We start from the raw sequence: 15,117 nt of genomic DNA, 5'->3' as shown, positions 1-15,117 counted from the left end.
GGGCGGGTGGGCGGCGGGCGACTCGGGATGCCACGCAGCGACGGCCCCGTCGCCCCCGGGCCGCGGCATCCACCCCCATCCGGAAATCGGAGAATCGCGCGCTTTCCGGAGCATCCGCACCCGAAGATCCGGAAACACCGCGATCATCCGATATTCGGAGCCGCGACGACACCCCGGCTCGCGGAGCGGGTTGGCTGCCGGGAGGGGTTCGGGATGCCACACAGCGAGCGCACCGACGCTCGGAGCCGCGGCATCCACCCTCATCCGGAATTCGGAGAACCGCACCCTCTCCGGAGCATGCGCACCCGAAGATCCGGACACACCGCGATCATCCGATATTCGGACCGGCGGCAGCGGCAGCGGGCTCCACCGGACTCCGGACGCCCACCCGCAGGACCGCGGGACCGCGGCCTGGCTAGCGGTGCGGGATGCCGGCGATCATGCCGCCGTCGACCACGAACTCGGCGCCGCTGGTGAACGACGACGCGTCGGACGCCAGGAACACGATGGTGCCGGCGAGGTCGAAGGGCTCGCCCGGCCGCCCGAGGGGGATGTCGAGGTGCGCGGGATCGATGCGCGTCGTCATCGACGTGCGGATGAAGCCCGGGTGGACGGAGTTGACGCGGATGCCGGAAGGTCCGAGCTCGACGGCGAGCGACTGCGACAGCCCGCGGACGCCGAACTTGGCGGCGGTGTATCCGTGCAGGCCGGGGCTGCCGCGCATGCCCTCGACCGACGAGATGTTGATGATCGAGCCGCGGCCCTGCTGCTTCATGACCGGCGTGGCGGCGCGGCAGCCGAAGAAGACGCCCGTGAGGTTGACGGCGATGACGGCGTTCCACTTCTCGGTCGTGAAGTGCTCGATGGGCGCCGCGTTCGCGATGCCCGCGTTGTTGACGAGCACGTCGAGCGAGCCGAACGCGTCGAGGCAGGCCCGGACCGCGGCATCCCATTCGCCCTCGTCCGTCACGTCGAGGTGGACGGCCCGGGCACGGTCGCCGAGCTCGTCGGCGAGCGCGGAGCCGTCGAGGATGTCGGCGATCACGACGCTCGCGCCCGCGGCGTGGAGCGCCCGCACGTACGCCTCGCCGATGCCCCGGGCGCCGCCCGTGACGAGCGCCGCCTTCCCGTCCAGGTCGAACCCGCTCACGCCGGCACCTCCGCCGCCCGCACCGGTGCGGTCGAGAACGTGCGTCCTCGCCGACGCCGCACGTCATATGCGGCGACGACATGCGTTCTCGGCGACGACGTGCGTCGTCGACGCGGGGTCACGAGGCCACCTCGATCACGACACGGCCCACCGTCGAGCCCGAGGCGAGCGCCGTCAGCGCGTCGGGCGCCTGCTCGAACGGCACGATGCGGTCGACGACGGGATGGATGCCGCCGGCCGAGGCCAGCCGCGTCAGCTCGGCGCGCGCGTCGTCGATGAGGTCAGGGCGGACACGCGGGTACAGGCCCCAGTGCAGCCCGAGCACGGAGTAGTTCTTGACGAGCACGTGCCCGGCCGGGAGCGCCTGGATCGCGCCGCCCGCGAAGCCGACCACCACGATGCGCCCCTCGAAGGCGATGCACTTGGTGGACGCCTCAAACGCATCGCCGCCGACCGGGTCGAAAACGACGTCGGCGCCGTGCCCGCCGGTCGCGGCCTTGACGCCCGCCACGAGGTCGTCCGCCCCGCGGATCAGCACCACCTCGGCACCGGCTTCGCGGGCGACCGCGGCCTTGGCCTCGGAGCCGACGACGCCGATCACCCGCGCGCCGGCGGCGACGCCCAGCTGCACAGCCGCAAGCCCCACGCCGCCGGCGGCGGCGTGCACGAGCAGCCACTCCCCCGCCTGCAGCGCCGCCCGCCGGTGCAGGCCGAACCAGGCGGTCTGGTACGCGACGGTCAGGCCCGAGGCTTCGGCGTCGGCGAGCGCATCCGGCGCCTTCCAGACGTCGGATGCCGGCAGCACCGCGTACTCCGCGAGCACGCCGATCTTCGACCCGAGCACCCGGTCGCCGACGGCGACACCGGTGACCCCGGCGCCCAGCGCGGCGACCACCCCGACCAGCTCGATGCCGGGTGAGAACGGCAACTCGGGCTTGACCTGGTACTCGCCGCGGCACAGCAGCACATCGGGGAAGTTGGCGGCCACGGCGCGCACGCGCACCATCACCTCGCCGGCGCCGGGCTCCGGCGTCGGCACCGCGTCGAGCGACAGGGCATCTGCGGGCTCGCCGAGCACCGTCACGCGCCAGGCGCGCATCGCTTCCGGCACGGCGACCGCCGGGCTCACGACCGCGGGCCGGGCGGCCTCGGCGTTCGCGGGGGCGTCAGGGTGCGGCATCCACTCTCCTCAGGCTGGTCAGGAACAGGTCGGTGAGCTGCTCGGCCACGAGCGTCTTGTCTTCGGGGCCTTCGGGCGAGTACCAGTGCGACAGGTAGTGCACGTCGCTGAAGAAGTGGGCCACGAGCATCGCGAGGGGGATGTCGTCGCGGTAGATGCCCTCGGCCTGTCCCCGCGAGATGAGCTCGGCGAACTCGTCGTGGTACGCGCGACGCCGGCGGGTGACCTCCTGCGCGCGCGGCGCCGACAGCATGTTGAGGCTGCGGAAGAACACCGCCCCCTCTTCCATCGAGTCGATCGAGGTCTCGAGCACGTCGACGCACACCGCGCGCAGCACCTCTTCGGTCGTGCCGCCGCGGGCGATGATGTCGTCGAGGTGCGCCTTCTGCAGCGTCAGCAGCCGCTCGTAGATGCCGAAGAGCAGGTCGTCCTTCGACTCGAAGTAGTGGTACATCGCGCCCTTGGTGACGCCGGCGGCATCGACGATCTGCTGCACGCTGGTGTTGGCGTACCCCTGCCGGGCGAACAGTTCGACGGCGGCGCGGGTGACGTCGTCTGCGACGTGGGAATCCTTCATACCCTCATCCTGTCGCTCCGGGGCTCAGACGAGGGGACGGATGCCGGCGCCGCCGTCGATCGCGAGGGTCTGGCCCGTGATCCACCCGGCGTCTTGCGACAGCAGGAACGCGACGGGACCGGCGACATCGTCGGTCTCGCCCAGGCGGCGGAGCGGATACGCGGCGGATGCCTCGTCCTCGTGGCCCTCGTAGAGGGCCCGCGCGAAAGCGGTCTTGATGACGGCGGGCGCGACGGCGTTCACGCGGATGCGCGGGGCGAGCTCGTAGGCCAGCTGCGCGGTGAGGTTGATGAGCGCCGCCTTCGAGATGCCGTAGAAGGCGATGCCCGGGCTCGCTCCGAGACCGGCGACCGACGCGATGTTGACCACCGAGGTCGAGAGGCCGGCGGCAACGGCGGCGCGGGTCCAGTCCAGCGTCGCGACGACGTTGACCTCGAGGATCTTGCGGGCGGCGTCGGCGTCGATGTCGGCGAGCGGGCCGTACACCGGGTTGATGCCGGCGTTGTTGACCAGGTGGTCGAGGCGCCCGTGCCGGTCGGCGATGTGCGCGAACACGGCGGACTGATGGTCGGGATCGTCGGCCCGCCCGGCGACGGCGCTCGCGGCGGGGCCCAGTTCGGCGACGGCAGCGTCGAGCGCCTCCTGCTTGCGTCCTGTGATCACGACCGACCCGCCCTCGTCGACGATGCGGCGCGCGATCGCGTAGCCGATGCCGCGGCTGGCGCCGGTGACGAGCGTTGCGGTGCCGTCGAAGCGGTCGATGGTCATGGCGCCTCCTTGCGACATACCGGCTGGTCGGTTTCATCACCGTACCACGGATCCGCGCTGTCGCCGGAGCCGCCGCCGACCCCCGACGAACCCGCTCGACTCAGACCGCCGGCATCCACATCTGAGGCGTCCCTGAGGCGGATATAAGGCATCCGCCCGATGGGGAGCACCCCCCTTAGAGACGAGAGTCGTTCCTGTAAGACGGACCGGCCGGAAGGCGGGTCATCCGACAGGAGACGCACATGAACGACACGACCTTCTTCGCCTCGACGCTCCACACCCACCGCACCGCCGAGCTGCGCCGCGAGGCCGAGATCCGCGAGCAGCGCGCGGCGCAGGCCGAAGAGACGGCGCCGGCGACCGCCCCCGCTGGCCACGGCTTCGCGGCGCGCCACCGCCACACCCGCCGCTCCGCCGTCGCCGCCGCGCGGTGACGCGGATGCTCGGGCGCTGCGGCGTCGGCGCTCCGCGGACCGACCGCGCGCACACGGAAGGTGCCACGATATGACCATGCCCGCACTCCCCTCGAGCCCGCGCATGGTCGGGCGGCACTCCGAGCTCGCGGCGCTGCTCGAGGCGTTCGACGACGGCGAGAGCGGCGTCCCGAGGACGGTCGTCGTGCGCGGCGAGGCGGGGGTGGGCAAGACGCGGCTGGTGCAGGAGTTCCTCGCCCTCGTCGCCCGCGACCCGCTCGGCGACGCGCCGACGAGCGGCCCCGTGGTCGCGTTCGGGCAATGCGTCGACCTCGGTCCGATCGGCGCCCCGTTCGGCCCGATCCGGCGCGTGCTGCGCGACCTTCACGCAGCGGTCGGCACCGATGCGCTGCGCGAGGCCGCCGGATCGGCCGCCGTGATCGCGAGCCTCGCGGCCCTCGTCCCGGGCATCTCGCCCGATCACGCCGAGTCCGACGAGCCCGCCGGCGAGTTCGCCGAGGCGATCGAGGTGCTCCTCGAGCAGCTCTCGCAGCGGCGGCATCTCGTCGTGGTGCTCGAAGACCTGCAGTGGGCGGATGCCGCCACCATGGCGCTCCTGAAGACCCTCGCCAGCACCCTGCGGGGCCGCCGCCTCACGATCGTCGCGACCTACCGCTCCGACGACATCGACCGATTCCACCCCCTCCGCCCGGTGCTGGCGGAACTCGACCGCACCCGGTCCGTCGCCCGCGTGGAGGTCCGCCCGCTCACGGGCGACGAGGTCGCAGAGCAGGTGGCCCAGCTCGCCGCCGGCCTCGACCCGCGGATGGTCGAGTCGCTCACCGAGCGCAGCGGCGGCATCCCGTTCCTCGTCGAAGAGCTCGTCGACCTCGGCGACCGGCCGCTGCCCGACACCCTGCGCGACCTCGTCCTCGCGCGGTACGCACGCCTCGGCGACGACGCGCAGCACGTCGTGCGCACCATGGCGGCGGGCGGCATGCACGTCGAGCACGACGTGCTGGCAGCCGTCGCGCCACTCGACGACGCCGCCCTCGACGCCGCCGTCCGTGAGGCCGTCGACACACGCGTGCTCGTCGCCGACGGTGCGGGCTACACGTTCCGCCACGCGCTCACGCGCGAGGCCGTCGAGGGCGAGATGCTGCCGAGCGAGCGCGTGCGCGTGCACCGCCGCTACGCCGAGCACCTGAGCGCCCACCACGGCGATTCTCCGGACGACGCGTCGGCCATCGCGGAGCACTGGCTCGCAGCCCGCGACCTGCCGGCGGCGTTCGACGCGACCGTCGCGGCGATGCAGCAGTCGCGCTCGCGTTTCTCGCCCGCCATGTCGGCGAAGCTGAGCGAACGGCTCACCGAGCTGTGGGATCTGGTTCCGGATGCCGCCGACCGCGCCGGCACCTCGCTCCCTGCTCTGCACCTCGGCGCCGCTCAGGCCTGGCACGACCTCGGCGACGCCGAGCGGTCGCTGCGCTCGGCGAACGAGGGACTCGCCGTGTGCCCGGACGACGCCCTCACGCGCGCCGCGCTGCTGCGGCAGCGGTTCGTCGAGACGTACAACCTCGAGCACCGCGGGCGCCTCGAAGACCTGGCGGAGTCGGTCGCTCTGCTGGAAGGACTCGATGATCCGCAGGCGCGGGCGCTGCTGTCGCGGGTCCTGACCAACCTCGCGCTCGACGAGCACGGCGACGAGGCGGCGCAGCACACCGCGCGGGCGATCGCGCTGGCCGAGGACTCCGGTGACGACGGCGCCCTCGCCGTTGCGCTGACCGTCGAATCGTGGCGCATCGCCGCGGACGAGGACGACGAGCCGCGCGCGCTCGAGCCGCTGGAGCGCGCCGTCACGCTGCACCTCGACCCGGGTCTGCGCGCCTACGCCGGCACGGGACTCACCGACATGCTGCTGCGCGTCGGCAGGTTCGCCGAGGCCGTCGTCGTCGGCGAGCAGCACTATGCCGACGTCGTACGCGCCGGCATCGAGCGCGGATCCGGGTCCGGTCTCGCGCACGCCCTGTCGCTCGCGCTCTTCGCGACGGGCCGAGCCGACGACGGCCGCAGGTACGCGCAGCGCGCCCGACGGCTGATGAACCCGCTGCACGGTGCGTCGGTCGTGCGACTGCTCGCAGCGCACCTCACGTGGGAGGACCGCGCCGCCGACCGCGACCAGCTGCTGTCGGACGAGCGCGCGCGGATCGAGGAATCCGGGCGCCGGTACCCCGACAAGCACCACTGGTGGGCCATCCAGCGGGCAGAAGAGCTGCTCGTCCTGCGCGGGGCCGACGAGCCTCCGCGTGACGTCCTGGACGACGTCCTCTCGGTCGCGGTCACGGTCGGAGACAGCGAGGGCACGCCCTCGCTGCGCCGCTACGCTCTGCTGACCGCTGCGCTGCTGGCCCTGCCTTCGGGGCACCGCGCCGACGCCGCTCTGAAGGAGCGGCTGCTGGGGGTGCTGTCGGGATGGCCCGACCACGCGTCGGCACGTGCGCACGCGGACTTCGTGCGCGCGCTGGTGTCGGACGACACCGCTCCGGCCGCGGCCCGCGTCGCCGCCTGGAGGGACCTCGTGGATGCCACCGCGGACGGCCTGCTGCCGGTGTGGCATCGCCGTGTCGCGCAGTGCCGCCTGGCACTCGCGCTGCTCGATGCCGGATCGCGCGGCGACGGTGCGGTGCTGCTCGCCGAGGTCGCCGCGCATGCGGCGGACGACGGCGTCGCGCTCGTGGGCCGCTGGGCGACCGAGGCGGCGGCCGACGCCGGTCTCGCGACCGTGACGGGCGACGCGACGGCGGCGGCCGAATCGGTCGTCGCGTCGCTGACGCCGCGCGAACTGCAGGTGCTGCAGCTCATCGCCGAGGGCCTCACGAACCCCCAGATCGGGCAGCGGCTGTTCATCAGCCCGAAGACGGCGTCCGTGCACGTGTCGGCGATCCTCGCGAAGATCGGCGCCGCCAACCGCGCCGAAGCCGCGGCCTGGTACACATCGGCCGCGGCGGCTGCGCGGTCCTGATCCGCCGGGCCGCCGGCATCCCCTCCCCCTCTCTGCTGCCCGCCCTGTGCGTGCTGCGCGTCGAAGGATGCCGCGGAGGGGTGTGCGTGTCGGCGGGGCGCGGCAGGATGGGCGCATGCCGTACGAGATCCCTGCGCCGATGCTCGCGAAGTCCGTGCCCGACGTACCCGACCCCGCGAAGGTGCCGGGCGGGCTGAGCTACGAGCCGAAGTGGGACGGCTTCCGCGCGCTCGTCTCGTGGGACGGGTCGGAGGTCGTGATCGGTTCGCGCGGTGCGAAGCCGCTGACCCGCTACTTCCCCGAGCTCGTCGAGGCCTTCGCCCGTCTTCTGCCGGGCCCGTGCCTGCTCGACGGCGAGATCGTCGTGCCTGTCGACCGCGATGGGCGGCGCCGGCTCGATTGGGAGTCGCTGTCGCAGCGCATCCACCCCGCGGCGTCACGCGTCAACATGCTGTCGGAGCAGACGCCGGCGATGTTCATCGCGTTCGATGTGCTCGCCGTCGGCGACCGTGACCTGCAGCAAGAGCCGTTCTCGACGCGGCGTGAGACGCTCGTCGACCTGCTGCGCGACGTGCCCGATCCGGTACACGTCACGCGCGCCACCGACGACGCCGACCTGGCGCGCCGCTGGCTCGCCGAGTTCGAGGGCGCGGGCCTCGACGGAGTGGTGGCCAAACCGCTCGCGCAGCCGTACGCACCGGGCAAGCGCACGATGTTCAAGATCAAGCACGCGCGCACGGCCGACGTCGTGGCGCTCGGCTACCGCATCCACAAGTCCGGCGAGGGTGTCGGATCGCTGCTCGTCGGGCTGTACGGCGAAGACGGCACGCTCTACCCCGTGGGCGGCGTCGCTGCGTGGAGCAACGAGCGGCGACTCGAGCTCATCGACGAGCTCGCGCCCCTCGTCGTGCGCGACGCCGATGGCGAGGCGGTGCGCGGCGAGGGCGAGAAATCCCGGTTCCAGGCCGGCCGCGCCGACTCGTCGTTCGTCAAGCTTCGGCCCGAGCGCGTGCTCGAGGTGCGGTACGACCAGCTCGAAGGCTGGCGCTTCCGTCACACCGTGCAGTTCGAGCGCTGGCGCCCCGACCGCGATCCGGCGTCGTGCACGTACGAGCAGCTCGAGGTCGTCGCGGCCTACGACCTCGCCGACGTCCTGGTGTGAAGCGGTCGCTCCGTGTGTGCGCGGAGCGCACGACGTCGAGCAGCCGTTGCGGCTCGAATGTCGGAGGCCCGGACTAACGTGTCGCACCCGCGCAGCGCTGCTCCCGACGGAACCAGCGGAGCTTCGCGCGGACGCCACCTGCGACAGGAGCGATCATGTCCTTCTACACGGCCCAGGTCATCGCCGACGAGCGCACCGCGACGGTCGCGCGCGAGAACGCCTTGAAGCTCGCCCAGAGCGAGCGCGGCGCGCAGGACGAGCCACGCGCCGGGCGTCGGCTCTGGATGGTGCGGCTCTTCCGCCGCACGCCGGTGCATCGCTCTCCCTCGCCGGTTCCCTGCCCGAGCACACCTGTCGTGTCGCCCTCGGGGTGCTGATGGTCAGCGCGGCGGGGTGAACTCCACGATCGGGATGTAGGCGTCGCCGCCGGCGGCGTCGTCCATCGCCGCCTTGAGGTGACGCCACGCGCGCGGATGCCTCGCCGCATACACCCTCAGGCGCGCCTCGGATTCGTCACGGTCGAGCAGCCGCACCGCGGCGCGCACGTGACGGGCGCCGCCGGTGCTGAGGTAGGCCACACCGTTGGCACGCAGGTTGCGGTACCACTGCGCCCGGGTGCCGAACCCCGATGCGACACGGATCACGTTGCGTTCCCGCTCGACCACCTCGACGACGACGAACCGGCGGTCGTGTGACACCCGGCCGAGGTGCTCGATCATCACGAGACGCCGGCCGAACAGCCATCCGAGGCCCGCGCGGTACAGCGGGATCGGGGCGCGCACGACCCACCGTGCGCGCAGGCCCGCTTCGATCAGCCGATCGACGAGTGCCGTGCGTCGCCCTCGCGGCGCCGTCGGCGCGACGCGGCGCGGATCCGTCGCCGACTCGGTCATCGGCCCGCCTCACTCATTCCTCGGCCTTGGGCCAGTTCTCGGGGTTGATGCGGCTGGGCTGCACGCGGGGCGGCTCGCCCGGCATCTTGGGGAAGTCGGGCGGGAAGTTCAGCTCGCCGAGACCCGCGTCGAGGTCGCGCTGCCACCACTCCATGAGCGTGTCGATGCGTCCCGGCTTCGTGAGCAGATCGGCCCACGGGTCCCCGGCGTCGGCCAGACGCGCCGGAACGGTCCGCACCGTGAACGCCGCCGGGTCGACACCCGCCTCGAGCTCGTCCCACGTGAGCGGTGTCGAGACGGTCGCCGTCGGCAGCGCCCGCGGGCTGTAGGCGCCCGCCATCGTGCGGTCGCGGTTGGCCTGGTTGAAGTCGATGAAGATGCGCTCACCGCGCTCTTCCTTCCACCAGTTCATCGTCACCTTGTCGGGCAGGCGGCGTTCGAGCTCTCGGCCCGCGGCGATGACGGCATGGCGGACGTCCAGGAACTCCCACTCCGGCTCGATCGGGCAGAACACGTGGATGCCGCGATTGCCGCTCGTCTTCAGGAACGCCGTCAACCCCGCCTCGGCCAGGACCTCGCGCATCGCGGGCGCGACGGCTGCGGCATCCGCGAAATCCGTCCCCGGCTGCGGATCGAGGTCGATCCGCAGCTCGACGGGGTTGTCGGTGTTCGCCGCGAGCGAGGCCCACGGGTGGAACACGATCGTGTTCATCTGCACGGCCCAGACGGCGGTGGCGATCTCGGTGAGGATGATCTGCGGATGCCGCCGTCCGCTGTTGTACGTGACGGTCTGCGCCTCGACGAACGCGGGCGCGCCCTTCGGCGGGTTCTTGGAGTAGAAGCGCTCGCCCTCGACGCCGTCAGGAAAGCGCTCGAGCGACACGGGCCGACCGCCGTTGGCGGCGAGGAACGGCCCCTGCACGGCGATCAGGTACTCGGCCAGCTCGTGCTTGGTGATGCCCAGCTCGGGCCATAGCACGCGGTTGGGATTCGACAGCCCGACCTCGCGGTCGCCGTCCGGACCGGGAACGGTGAGGGTGATGCGCTCGGACGCCATGCTCCGACGCTAGCGGGGAGCGACGACATGCGGCACCCCGTCGCTGCCGCGACGATTCGTGCACGACTGCAGGCAGCGCGCCCCGACACGCCGCCGATCCGGCCCGCGCAAGGCGCTGCAGCCACAGACCGCCTGCATTCGTGGGCGAATCGCGCGAGCGGCTACTCCGCCAGGGCGAGCACCGGCGCGAGCTCGGCGCGCGTGAGGCGGATCCAGGGGCCGGCCGGGTCGACGACGACGCCGTTGATGGCGTCGTCCGAGCCGAGCGCGCGGGCGAGCTGCGCGGCCGTGATCGGCACCGCGTTGTCGCCGCGACCCATGACCGCGACCTCGAGCGGGTGCGAATACACCTCGAGGAACCGCTCGCCGTCGGCCGTGCGTCCCTCGGCGAGTCCGGGGGCGCCGCCTTCTGCGACGCCGGCTGCCACCCACAGCGGTACGCGCGTGAGCGCGTCGGCCACCTGGCCCGCCACCTCCGGCGTGCGCTCGGCCGCCAGCAGCGTCTTGATGGTCAGCTCGGGGTCGGCCTGGTCGACGGCGCGCTTGAGCAGTTCCGTCGGCAGCACGGCGCGCGACGGCGTGGACGCCGGGTCGAGCACGATGCCGTCGTACCCGCTCGCGAACACGTGCTGCAGCACCGTCAGCACGGGCTGACCCATCGCCGACGTGTCGGAGTCGCCATCGGCCTTGAGGCTCGCCTGCAACGCCGCACCGCTCGAGTATGCGAGCGCGAATGTGCGCTCGCCGAGGTTCGCGACGCCCAGCGGCAGCGGCTTGCCCTCGGCGAGAAGGGTGCGCGCGTCGCCCTTGACCCGCAGGAACACGTGGCCCTGCAGCAGCTGCCGGGCCACGTCGAGCAGCGCCTGCGACGCGGGTGCGTCGCCGACCCGGCCGAGGGCGTCGCGCAGCAGCACGTTGTCGCGCAGGCCGGGCACGGTCTCGGTCTGCGTCGGCGCCGTGCGCATCCACTCGCGTCCGCCCAGGCGCGGAAGCCTGGTCGGCGCCGCCTGGGCGGCCGGCGCCTCGGACTCAGCCGGACGCGCGGCACCGGGCGCCGCACCGAGGCCCCCGTACGAAGAGACCGAGATCGAGACGGAGGGTGCGGCATCCCGCTCCGTGTCCGCTGCCTCCGCGTCGGACGCGTTCTCGGCGGCCGTGAGCTCGTCGGCCGCGGCGTCGAAGCCCTCGCCCGACGACTCGGGCGACGACGCGGCGGGCTTCTTCGGTCGGCGCGAGAACAATGCCATTGCTCGAGCCTAACTCGCACGACCCGGTCGTCGAGCGTGCGAGGACGCTTCGTCTCGTCGCTGGCGCTCCTCGCTCAGCGACCGACTCCCGAGACGAAACGCCTCGGCAGCACGGGCGACCTCGCGCCCACGAGCGTTTCGTCTGCGCGCGCCAGAGCGCGCTCCGCTCAACGACCGGGAGCCAGCGCGCCGCGGCTCACAGCGCCGAGACGCCCGCGAGGATCACCCCCACCCCGACCGCGAGGAGGGATGCCGCCAGCACGACCGCACCGGTCCACAGGAGCGCGATCGCCCGACCTGGGCGCTGCGGGTCGCGTCCGAGCACCGACAGGAAGAACCCGCCCGGGATGAGGAGCGCGCTGGCGAGCACGCCGACCGCGGCCCACTGCCACGGTGACGGGACGCCCACCGCCGACACCAGCAGCAGGCTCACGAGCCCGAGCAGCACCAGCACCCCGGCGTGCGCGTGCCCGGCGCGGAAGAACGTCTTCTGAAGCCCGTTGAACGGCAGACCGCGCGAGGCGATCCGCAGCAGGAACGTGCCGCCCGACATGATGCCGATGACGGTGAGGATCGTGGCTCCGGCGACGATCGTGAGGATCGGGTCCATCGTGACCTCCTGGTCTTCGAGCGTTGGATAGTTTCGCTCTCCAATATTAGATAGCTATAGTATCCAATGTAACGGCGAGGAGGGCACGATGAAGATCTCGGAGTTGTCGGAGCGCAGCGGGGTGCCCGTCGCGACCGTGAAGTTCTACATCCGGGAGGGCATGCTCCCCCGCGGCGAGGCCGTCTCGGCGACACGCGCCGAGTACGGCGACGGGCATCTCGCCCGCCTTCGCGTCATCGCCGCACTGAGCGACGTGCGCGGCCTGCCGCTCGCGCGGGTGCGCGAGGTCCTCGCGCTCATCGACGCGCCATCCGACGAGCCGGTCGAGACCCTCGGCCGCGCCGTCGGCGCGCTGCCGCCCTACGTCGCGTCCGACCGCGACGACTACCCCCTCGCGCGCGCCGCGATCGCCGAACTCGGGCTCACCTACGACCCCGACTTCACCGCCGTCGCGCAGCTCGACGAAGCGCTGCGCGCTCTCGAGGCGGCGGGATTGGATGCCACACCTGCCGTGCTTCGTCGGTACGGCGACGCGATGCGACAGGTCGCGGCCGAAGAGCTCGCACCGCTCGCCGGCATGCCGCTGGACCAGGCAGTCACCTACGCGGTGCTGGGCACAGCGCTGTACGAGCCCGTGATGCTCGCGCTGCGACGGCTCGCCCATCACCATCTGCTGGTCGCAGACACGCGCGATCGCTGAGCGGGCGGTCGGCCTGGGCAGCCGGCATCCCGCACATTCTCAGGAAAATCTCCCCGATGGTGTCCCAAATCCTCGGGTGCCGGACATATCTCATATGTGGGGATTCCTGTGACCGTGCCTGGGCGGCGCCGTTACGACGCCGTTCGGGCTGCGCGTGACGGGCTGCTTATGATGCCGTGGTGCCCGCCCCCTCGGACGGCGACGTCCCGGTCGCCGCGGCTTTCGAGCCCAGCGTCTCGGACGAGACGCTGCTGCGGCGCGCCGCCGAGGGCGACGAGGGCGCGATGCGCACGCTCCTGCGCCGACACGAGAAGAAGATGTACGCGCTCGCGCTGTCGATGACTCGCAACGCCGCGGATGCCGAGGACGCGGTCGGCATCGCCCAGCTGGCGTTGTGGCGCAAGCGCGACGAGGTGCGAGGCGTCGACGGCTCGCTGCTCCCCTGGCTGCTCAAGACCGTGGCGCTGGCGGCGAAGAACCAGCTGCGCGGCCAGCGCCGCTACGAGCGACTGATCGCGAGCGTCCCCGCGGCCGACGACGTGCCCGACCACGCCGACGAGATCGCCCGCCACGTCGACCGCGCATCGCTGTCGCACGACGTCGAGGCGGCGCTGCGCACGGCGAGCGCCGCGGACGCCCAGGTGATCGTGCTGTGCCTGCTCGAGGGGATGCCGCCCCGCGACGCCGCCGTGGTCATCGGCGCGACCGAGTCCACGGTGCGCAAGCGCCTCACCCGCGCGAAGGAACGGCTGCGCAAGACGCTCGCCCACCACGCCCCTCACATCGCGGAGGGGGAATCATGAGCGATCAGCGCCCGATGCCCCGCGGCGACGCGATGGAGAACCTCGTCATCGCGCAGATGCGCGATGACCTGCGCGCAGAGCGCCGACGTCGCCGCCGTTTCGGCGGGTTGAGCCTGCCGGGGTGGTCGATCCTGACCAGTGCGACCGCGGCCGTCGTCGCCGTGGTGGCGATCACGGTCTCGATGCTCGCGGCTCCGACGCCTTCGTACGCGGCCACGCCGCCGATGCTGCAGATCGAGGCCGCTCAGGCGGGGCGCGACGATGCCGCCGAGCTGCTGACCGACCTGGCCCGGCAGCTGCGGACGTCGGGCGAGCCCGATGCGGCACCGCCGGGTGCTCCTCAGCAGATCGTCATGCAGAACTGGGGACTTGTCACCACCGTCGGGGCTCCCGGCGAGAAGGTGCCGCCGCCGTTCGTCGAACCGACCGAGATGACGCTGACGCGCTATCCGGACGGAAGCTGGTCGCAGGTCGCGGTCGCCGGCATCCCGTACGACACCCAGGGCGACAAGGTCGAGGATCCGGATGCGCCGCCGCCGGGCACCGAGCTGTGGCGCATCGACCAGACCGCCGCCGAGCGCGCCTACATGTTCCCCGACCCGCTCCCCGAGGACGCCGACGACCTGCGCCGGACGATGCTCGACATCGGCTTCGCAGACGAATCGTCACCGAACGAGTGGCTCTCGCTCACGGGCGGACTGCTGATGGAGCGAGTGCTGCGGCCCCGAGAAGAAGCTGCTGTACTCGAGGTGCTAGCCGGTGTGGGCCTCGACCTCGCCGGCACGACGACCGATCGGCTCGGACGGGAGGCATACGTCCTCGAGACCCCGCCGAGTGACGTCGACCTCGTCGACCGGATCCTGATCACGCCTGCGGGACACATCGTCGCCCTGGAGACTGTGTATGTCGGCCACGACCGGACGGACATCCCGTCGCCGGCCGTAGTGTCGTACATGGCCTTCGAACGGAGAGAGTAGTGCCCCGCAAGTTCCTCGTCCTGCTGACCGCGCTCGTCGCAATCGGATCCGGCATGTTGGCAGCTGCGCCGGCATCCGCCGCCACCGACGAGCTTCAAGACGAAGTGGATGCCGTCATCGCCGAGTTCGGCGGCACCCAGACCGCCCCGAACGAGGTCTCATGGGACGACGGCGCCGTCGTCCTGACCATCGCGCCGGACGACGCCGCGTCGCGATTCGGCTTCAGCGGCGCCACCGCCTTCTCGGTCGGCTCGTGCCCGTCCGGCGCGTTCTGCGCCTACTCGGGCACCTCGTACACCGGCAGTCGGCTGACGTTCTCAGCCTGCACGACGGGCAACTCCGTCGCCGCGCTCGGCACCGTGCGTTCGCTCGCGAATTCCCGTGGCTACGGCACGGTCCGCGCGTACGACGGCTGGGCGACCGTGGCGACCCTCGGGCCCAACACGGGCGCGGCGTCCGTCCCAGCCGGCATCGACAAGCTCAACTGCTCGTAACCGGACGGGTGGATGCCGGCGCCCCCGGCTCCACCTCGCCCGCACTCCCGCGACATGGGTCGGG

At 72.3% G+C, this 15,117-nt stretch carries 16 protein-coding genes; 8 read left to right on the top strand and 8 right to left on the bottom strand.

Annotated features, from left to right (window positions below; all coding sequences use genetic code 11):
• Positions 1 to 415 precede the first annotated feature (415 nt).
• The 4 genes from JNB62_RS11510 to JNB62_RS11495 all read right to left on the bottom strand — a co-directional run bounded on the left by JNB62_RS11510 (position 416) and on the right by JNB62_RS11495 (position 3,675).
• The gene (locus tag JNB62_RS11510) at positions 416 to 1,150 is read right to left on the bottom strand and encodes a glucose 1-dehydrogenase (RefSeq protein WP_220301015.1); all 735 of its coding nucleotides are present in this window, start codon (positions 1,148 to 1,150) and stop codon (positions 416 to 418) included.
• A gap of 118 nt (positions 1,151 to 1,268) precedes the next feature.
• Positions 1,269 to 2,330, bottom strand: coding sequence for an NADPH:quinone oxidoreductase family protein (locus JNB62_RS11505; protein WP_220301014.1), 1,062 nt, complete (start codon positions 2,328 to 2,330; stop codon positions 1,269 to 1,271).
• Complete coding sequence (locus JNB62_RS11500) at positions 2,317 to 2,907, bottom strand: TetR/AcrR family transcriptional regulator (RefSeq protein WP_220301013.1); 591 nt, start codon at positions 2,905 to 2,907, stop codon at positions 2,317 to 2,319. Before JNB62_RS11500 ends, JNB62_RS11505 begins: the two co-directional genes overlap by 14 nt.
• 24 nt (positions 2,908 to 2,931) lie before the next feature.
• On the bottom strand, positions 2,932 to 3,675 hold the full coding sequence (locus tag JNB62_RS11495; RefSeq protein ID WP_220301012.1) for an SDR family oxidoreductase: 744 nt from the start codon (positions 3,673 to 3,675) through the stop codon (positions 2,932 to 2,934).
• A 242-nt stretch (positions 3,676 to 3,917) separates the two neighbouring features.
• On the opposite strand from JNB62_RS11495, the gene JNB62_RS11490 reads away from it, so the two are divergent.
• The 4 genes from JNB62_RS11490 (at position 3,918) to JNB62_RS11475 (ending at position 8,649) form a co-directional block, all read left to right on the top strand.
• Entirely contained in the window at positions 3,918 to 4,109 is a 192-nt protein-coding gene (locus tag JNB62_RS11490; protein ID WP_220301011.1) for a hypothetical protein, read from the top strand.
• Between the two features lie 76 nt (positions 4,110 to 4,185).
• The gene (locus JNB62_RS19500) at positions 4,186 to 7,110 is read left to right on the top strand and encodes a helix-turn-helix transcriptional regulator (protein WP_220301010.1); all 2,925 of its coding nucleotides are present in this window, start codon (positions 4,186 to 4,188) and stop codon (positions 7,108 to 7,110) included.
• Positions 7,111 to 7,225: 115 nt separating this feature from the next.
• A complete protein-coding gene (locus JNB62_RS11480) occupies positions 7,226 to 8,272 on the top strand; it encodes an ATP-dependent DNA ligase (protein ID WP_220301009.1) in 1,047 nt (348 codons plus the stop codon).
• 155 nt (positions 8,273 to 8,427) lie between these two features.
• A complete protein-coding gene (locus tag JNB62_RS11475; RefSeq protein ID WP_220301008.1) occupies positions 8,428 to 8,649 on the top strand; it encodes a hypothetical protein in 222 nt (73 codons plus the stop codon).
• A 3-nt stretch (positions 8,650 to 8,652) separates the two neighbouring features.
• Here the strand turns inward: JNB62_RS11475 and JNB62_RS11470 are convergent, their stop codons facing one another.
• The 4 genes from JNB62_RS11470 to JNB62_RS11455 form a co-directional block, all read right to left on the bottom strand.
• Positions 8,653 to 9,165 carry a nitroreductase family deazaflavin-dependent oxidoreductase gene (locus JNB62_RS11470; RefSeq protein WP_220301007.1) on the bottom strand — a complete coding sequence of 171 codons (513 nt, stop codon included), beginning with the start codon at positions 9,163 to 9,165 and terminating at the stop codon, positions 8,653 to 8,655.
• Positions 9,166 to 9,178: 13 nt separating this feature from the next.
• Positions 9,179 to 10,222: a non-homologous end-joining DNA ligase gene (gene ligD / locus JNB62_RS11465; RefSeq protein WP_220301006.1), complete on the bottom strand. Its 1,044-nt coding sequence runs from the start codon at positions 10,220 to 10,222 to the stop codon at positions 9,179 to 9,181.
• A gap of 161 nt (positions 10,223 to 10,383) precedes the next feature.
• Positions 10,384 to 11,469: an SseB family protein gene (locus tag JNB62_RS11460; protein ID WP_220301005.1), complete on the bottom strand. Its 1,086-nt coding sequence runs from the start codon at positions 11,467 to 11,469 to the stop codon at positions 10,384 to 10,386.
• A 196-nt stretch (positions 11,470 to 11,665) separates the two neighbouring features.
• Entirely contained in the window at positions 11,666 to 12,079 is a 414-nt protein-coding gene (locus JNB62_RS11455) for a hypothetical protein (RefSeq protein WP_220301004.1), read from the bottom strand.
• An 88-nt stretch (positions 12,080 to 12,167) separates the two neighbouring features.
• Here JNB62_RS11455 and JNB62_RS11450 point away from each other — a divergent pair, with 88 nt between their 5' ends.
• The 4 genes from JNB62_RS11450 to JNB62_RS11435 all read left to right on the top strand — a co-directional run bounded on the left by JNB62_RS11450 (position 12,168) and on the right by JNB62_RS11435 (position 15,053).
• Positions 12,168 to 12,779 carry a MerR family transcriptional regulator gene (locus tag JNB62_RS11450; RefSeq protein WP_220301003.1) on the top strand — a complete coding sequence of 204 codons (612 nt, stop codon included), beginning with the start codon at positions 12,168 to 12,170 and terminating at the stop codon, positions 12,777 to 12,779.
• A 179-nt stretch (positions 12,780 to 12,958) separates the two neighbouring features.
• Positions 12,959 to 13,582 carry an RNA polymerase sigma factor gene (locus tag JNB62_RS11445; protein WP_220301002.1) on the top strand — a complete coding sequence of 208 codons (624 nt, stop codon included), beginning with the start codon at positions 12,959 to 12,961 and terminating at the stop codon, positions 13,580 to 13,582.
• Entirely contained in the window at positions 13,579 to 14,559 is a 981-nt protein-coding gene (locus JNB62_RS11440; RefSeq protein WP_220301001.1) for a hypothetical protein, read from the top strand. Before JNB62_RS11445 ends, JNB62_RS11440 begins: the two co-directional genes overlap by 4 nt.
• Positions 14,559 to 15,053, top strand: coding sequence for a peptidase inhibitor family I36 protein (locus tag JNB62_RS11435; protein WP_220301000.1), 495 nt, complete (start codon positions 14,559 to 14,561; stop codon positions 15,051 to 15,053). The genes JNB62_RS11440 and JNB62_RS11435 overlap by 1 nt, the downstream gene beginning before the upstream one ends.
• Positions 15,054 to 15,117: the final 64 nt, after the last annotated feature.

Source organism: Microbacterium jejuense (genome assembly GCF_019511665.1).
GTDB classification, from domain to species: domain Bacteria; phylum Actinomycetota; class Actinomycetes; order Actinomycetales; family Microbacteriaceae; genus Microbacterium; species Microbacterium jejuense_A.
This window is presented reverse-complemented; position numbering and strand designations above follow the sequence as displayed.

Bases quoted from the DNA above. Each gene is read 5' to 3' on its own strand.
- JNB62_RS11460 (WP_220301005.1), bottom strand. From the start codon at position 11,469: ATGGCATTGTTCTCGCGCCGACCGAAGAAGCCCGCCGCGTCGTCGCCC.
- JNB62_RS11440 (WP_220301001.1), top strand. From the start codon at position 13,579: ATGAGCGATCAGCGCCCGATGCCCCGCGGCGACGCGATGGAGAACCTC.
- JNB62_RS11500 (WP_220301013.1), bottom strand. From the start codon at position 2,907: ATGAAGGATTCCCACGTCGCAGACGACGTCACCCGCGCCGCCGTCGAA.
- JNB62_RS11455 (WP_220301004.1), bottom strand. From the start codon at position 12,079: ATGGACCCGATCCTCACGATCGTCGCCGGAGCCACGATCCTCACCGTC.
- JNB62_RS11490 (WP_220301011.1), top strand. From the start codon at position 3,918: ATGAACGACACGACCTTCTTCGCCTCGACGCTCCACACCCACCGCACC.
- JNB62_RS11480 (WP_220301009.1), top strand. From the start codon at position 7,226: ATGCCGTACGAGATCCCTGCGCCGATGCTCGCGAAGTCCGTGCCCGAC.
- JNB62_RS11450 (WP_220301003.1), top strand. From the start codon at position 12,168: ATGAAGATCTCGGAGTTGTCGGAGCGCAGCGGGGTGCCCGTCGCGACC.
- ligD (WP_220301006.1), bottom strand. From the start codon at position 10,222: ATGGCGTCCGAGCGCATCACCCTCACCGTTCCCGGTCCGGACGGCGAC.
- JNB62_RS11495 (WP_220301012.1), bottom strand. From the start codon at position 3,675: ATGACCATCGACCGCTTCGACGGCACCGCAACGCTCGTCACCGGCGCC.
- JNB62_RS11505 (WP_220301014.1), bottom strand. From the start codon at position 2,330: ATGCCGCACCCTGACGCCCCCGCGAACGCCGAGGCCGCCCGGCCCGCG.
- JNB62_RS19500 (WP_220301010.1), top strand. From the start codon at position 4,186: ATGCCCGCACTCCCCTCGAGCCCGCGCATGGTCGGGCGGCACTCCGAG.
- JNB62_RS11475 (WP_220301008.1), top strand. From the start codon at position 8,428: ATGTCCTTCTACACGGCCCAGGTCATCGCCGACGAGCGCACCGCGACG.
- JNB62_RS11470 (WP_220301007.1), bottom strand. From the start codon at position 9,165: ATGACCGAGTCGGCGACGGATCCGCGCCGCGTCGCGCCGACGGCGCCG.